Below are 4,309 nucleotides of genomic sequence, written 5' to 3' on the forward strand. Positions count from 1 at the left end.
GATTCCCAATTACGTCGGCGTGGATGACAAGCTCGTGGCGGTGCTGTTCGCGATCCTGTTGGGAGCTGCAGCTGTGGCTGCGGCGGGGGTGTTGGGATTCGCAGGACTAATCGTGCCGCATGCTGCTCGACTGCTAGTTGGCGGTGCTGCCAGGCGAGTGTTGCCAGTGTCTGCGCTGGCTGGCGCGGGGTTGGTCGTTTTTTGTGACGCCCTTGGCCGCTGGGCATTTGCACCCACCGAAATCCCTGTGGGTGCGTTGATTTCCGTTGTCGGCGCCCCGTACTTCATTTATCTTCTGCTGCGTATGTCTCGCACCCCTGCGGGAGCCCCCGCGGCGCCCACGACAGATGAAAGGAGCTCCCGATGAGTGAACCTGCCTTGCACGCCGAGACCATCACGGTAGGCTACGGCGGCCCGGATGTCTTGCGAGATGTCTCTCTCCAGGTTCCGGAGGGGAAGATTACCGCCCTCATAGGCCCGAATGGCTGCGGAAAATCTACGCTGCTGCGAGCGTTGGGGCGTCAACAACCAATCTCTAAGGGGCAGGTCTACCTAGGCGATCGCTCCATCCGCAGGATGAGCGCGCGTGAGTTTGCCCGGCACGTTGCGTTCTTGCCGCAACAGCCCGTTACTCCCGAAGGGGTGAGCGTGCGGGAAGTTATCGCGTACGGTCGGTATCCGTATACTGGGGCATTTGCGTCGTTGGGAGCGGAGGACCACCGCGCGGTGGAGGAGGCGGCGGAACGCGCCGGGGTTACTGCCCTGCTCGACGTTCCAGCGACGGATCTGTCCGGCGGTCAGCGCCAGCGAGTGTGGGTAGCAATGACCGTGGCTCAGCAGACTCCCGTGCTGCTCCTTGACGAACCAACGACGTACCTGGATCCCGCCCATCAGATCGCGATTCTGGATTTGGTGCGGGATCTCAACACCGCCGGCCGAACTGTGGTGATGGTCGTGCACGACATGACGCACGCGGCCCGCTTCGCCGACTCCATCGTCGCTATGCGTGACGGTCAGATGCTGGCAGCGGGGGAGACGGAAGGCGTTATGTCTGCGAAGCTCGTTGAGGAGCTTTTCGGGATTTCCTGCCTGGAGGTTAGGGATCCGGAAACGGGGAGAGTCTTGCCGATTCCGTATCGCTAAAGACGTTAAAGACGCTAAAGGCGCTAAAGATAGGGCCGTTAGAGGTATTTCGAAGTGCACTCCCACCGTCACTAATGAAAACGGCTTGCAATAACGTGTAGGGTGACGGGCTATGAGACATACACATAGCCATTCTTCCGACCACCCAGCTTCCGAAGTTGCTGCTTCTGGCGAGGCCCTGCGCCAGAGAAGTGGGGTGCCTGCGGACGTCGCGTCGACTGCCACCACCGCGAGTGCGATGCCTGCGACCGCCACGCCCGTCACGGTGTTGTCCGGCTTCCTCGGCTCGGGCAAAACAACGCTACTGAACGACCTCCTCGCCAACCGAGGAGGCCGCCGCATCGCGGTGATCGTCAACGACTTCTCGGAAATCAACATCGACGCTGCCCTCATCGCCGGCGAAGGCCACCTCACGCGCGGCGAAGACCGCTTCGTCGAACTCACTAACGGCTGCATCTGCTGCACATTGCGTGAAGACCTGGTGGAATCCGTCGGCACGCTCGCGCGCAGCGGCAGCTTCGACCACATCGTTATCGAATCCACCGGCATCTCCGAGCCCATGCCCGTCGCTGCAACCTTCGAATGGCGTTGGGAGGACGGTACTCGCCTCGCGGACGTTGCGCCGATCGACACTATGGTCACTCTTGTTGACGCCGCCCAGTTCCTGCCGCAAATAGGGCAGAAGAAGCTGCTCACAGAAGCGGACCTGCAGGCGACTGCGGACGATGAACGCACCATCGCGGATCTGCTAGTCGATCAGGTGGAATTCGCGGACGTCATCTACGTCACCAAGGCGGACCTTGTCAGCGAGCAGCGCTACCGCGCGACGGTAGCGCTGCTGCGCCGAATGAACCCGCGGGCGCGCATTGAAAAGCTCCTCCACGGCCGCATCGCCACCGCTGGATCGCTGGACGGGGACGGGGCTCCTGGCGGCTCGTCAGGCAGTGCGGCTGAGGCGACGGATACTGCGGACGGCGCCGGGCGGTCGGTGGTCGACGACATTCTCGGCGCACACCTCTACGACGAAGCGACAGCCCGCGCCTACGAGGGCTACCTCGACGAGCTGGAAAGCCCGCACACCCCAGAGACGGAAGAGTACGGCATCAGCTCCGTTGTCTTCCGTGGGGACCGCCCCTTCGACCGGGAGAGGCTGATCAAGGCTCTGCGCTCCATAACCGGGCTGGTGCGCTCCAAGGGATACTGCTGGATCGCCGACCGCCCGGAACTCGCTCACGTCTGGCACCAAGCTGGTCCCGACCTGCGGATACAGCCGGCGGGCGGGTGGCGCCAGGTGGGGCTAACTCCCTCCAGTGAGGTGGTACTTATCGGCGTCAACTTCGATGCAGACAGAGCGGTACAACAATTCCTTAAGGCAATGCTGAGTGACGCAGAGGTAAGAGCTATGCTGTAAGGGTCGCACGTCACATTTGGATGGCGTGGTCCCTTCCCGCGTCGGCGCGGTCGTTTCGGCGTGGGCGAGGCAATGTCGCACTTTAGGGAGAAACATTCGTGAGTAACACCCGTCCGGTAGTCCTCATCGCCGACAAACTGTCCCAGTCCACCGTCGATGCCCTCGGCGATTCCGTCGAGGTTCGCTGGGTCGACGGTCCGAACCGCCCCGAGCTGCTGAAGGCAGTCGCAGACGCAGACGCGCTGCTGGTCCGCTCTGCAACCACCGTCGACGCCGAGGTGCTCGAGGCAGCACCGAAGCTGCAGATCGTCGGCCGCGCAGGCGTGGGTCTGGACAACGTTGACATCGACACCGCCACCTCCCGCGGCGTGATGGTCGCCAACGCTCCGACCTCCAACATCCACTCCGCTTGCGAGCACGCAATCAGCCTGCTGCTGTCCACCGCCCGCCAGATCCCCGCCGCCGACAAGACCCTGCGCGACGGCGAGTGGAAGCGTTCCTCCTTCAAGGGCGTGGAGATCCTGGGCAAGACCGTTGGCATCGTCGGCTTCGGCCACATCGGCCAGCTGTTTGCACAGCGCCTGGCCGCTTTCGAGACGGACATCATCGCTTACGACCCGTACGCCAACCCCGCTCGCGCTGCACAGCTGGGTGTGGAACTAGTGGAGCTGGAAGAGCTGATGAGCCGCTCCGACTTCGTGACCATCCACCTGCCGAAGACTAAGGAAACCGCGGGCATGTTCGACGCGGACCTGCTGGCCAAGTCCAAGAAGGGGCAGATCATCATCAACGCCGCCCGCGGCGGCCTGGTGGACGAGGCCGCCCTGGCGGAGGCCATCAAGTCCGGCCACATCCGCGGCGCCGGCTTCGACGTGTACGCCTCCGAGCCGTGCACCGACTCCCCGCTGTTCGAGCTGGAAGAGGTCGTCGTTACTCCGCACCTGGGCGCTTCCACCGTAGAGGCGCAGGACCGCGCGGGCACCGACGTTGCCGCATCCGTTCTGAAGGCCCTGGCCGGCGACTTCGTGCCGGACGCCGTGAACGTCTCCGGCGGCAAGGTTTCCGAGGAAGTTGCCCTGTGGCTGAACCTGGCCACCAACCTGGGGCGCGTCGCCTCCGAGCTGCTGAACAGCGCTCCGAACACCGTGACCGTCACCGCCCGCGGCGAGCTGTCCACCGAGTCCGTCGACGCGCTGGGTCTGGCTGGCCTGCGCGGCGTGTTCTCCGGTGTGATCGATGAGCAGGTCACCTTCGTCAACGCCCCGCAGATCGCTGAAGAGCGCGGCGTGGAGCTGGACGTACAGACTCAGGACGAGTCCGTCAGCCACCGTTCCATCCTGGAGGTTCAGGTTGTCGCCGCGGACGGCACCACCGCCACCGTCGCTGGCGCGCTGACCGGCCTGGAGCACGTGGAGAAGATCGTCCGCATCAACCACCGCGGCCTGGACCTGCGAGCCACCGGCACCAACCTGTTCCTGGCATACCCGGATCAGCCGGGTGCGCTCGGCAAGGTCGGCACGCTGCTGGGCAACAAGGGCATCAACATCGACGCCGCCGCGCTGTCCCCGACGGACGATGAGCAGACGGCAACTCTGGTTCTGCGCGTGAGCGAGGATCTGGACCAGCAGCTGGTCGAAGAGGTCAAGGCGGAGCTGAACGCCTCCAACGCGTTCGTTCTGAACCTCTAACCCCCCGCGTTAAGCCCGGCGCCCCCGGCTAGTTGAACAGCTGGGCGCCCCAGTCCTCACCTTCGCC

The 4,309-nt window shown here is 64.1% G+C and carries 4 protein-coding genes; all 4 read left to right on the plus strand.

Annotated features, from left to right (window positions below; translation table 11 throughout):
* A partial coding sequence (locus Q0331_RS01900; protein ID WP_298074376.1) for an iron chelate uptake ABC transporter family permease subunit occupies nucleotides 1–367 on the plus strand: 367 nt, incomplete at its 5' end.
* On the plus strand, nucleotides 364–1,143 hold the full coding sequence (locus tag Q0331_RS01905; protein WP_298074378.1) for an ABC transporter ATP-binding protein: 780 nt from the start codon (nucleotides 364–366) through the stop codon (nucleotides 1,141–1,143). The genes Q0331_RS01900 and Q0331_RS01905, both read left to right, overlap by 4 nt.
* Nucleotides 1,144–1,381: 238 nt before the next feature.
* Complete coding sequence (locus Q0331_RS01910; protein ID WP_298074382.1) at nucleotides 1,382–2,554, plus strand: GTP-binding protein; 1,173 nt, start codon at nucleotides 1,382–1,384, stop codon at nucleotides 2,552–2,554.
* A 98-nt stretch (nucleotides 2,555–2,652) separates the two neighbouring features.
* Entirely contained in the window at nucleotides 2,653–4,242 is a 1,590-nt protein-coding gene (gene serA / locus Q0331_RS01915; protein ID WP_035009629.1) for a phosphoglycerate dehydrogenase, read from the plus strand.
* The last annotated feature ends 67 nt before the right edge of the window (nucleotides 4,243–4,309 follow it).

This window comes from uncultured Corynebacterium sp. (genome assembly GCF_937999985.1).
Taxonomy (GTDB): domain Bacteria; phylum Actinomycetota; class Actinomycetes; order Mycobacteriales; family Mycobacteriaceae; genus Corynebacterium.

Excerpts from the sequence above, each read along its gene's own strand:
- Q0331_RS01910 (WP_298074382.1), top strand. The coding sequence starts at position 1,382 with ATGCCTGCGACCGCCACGCCCGTCACGGTGTTGTCCGGCTTCCTCGGC.
- Q0331_RS01905 (WP_298074378.1), top strand. The coding sequence starts at position 364 with ATGAGTGAACCTGCCTTGCACGCCGAGACCATCACGGTAGGCTACGGC.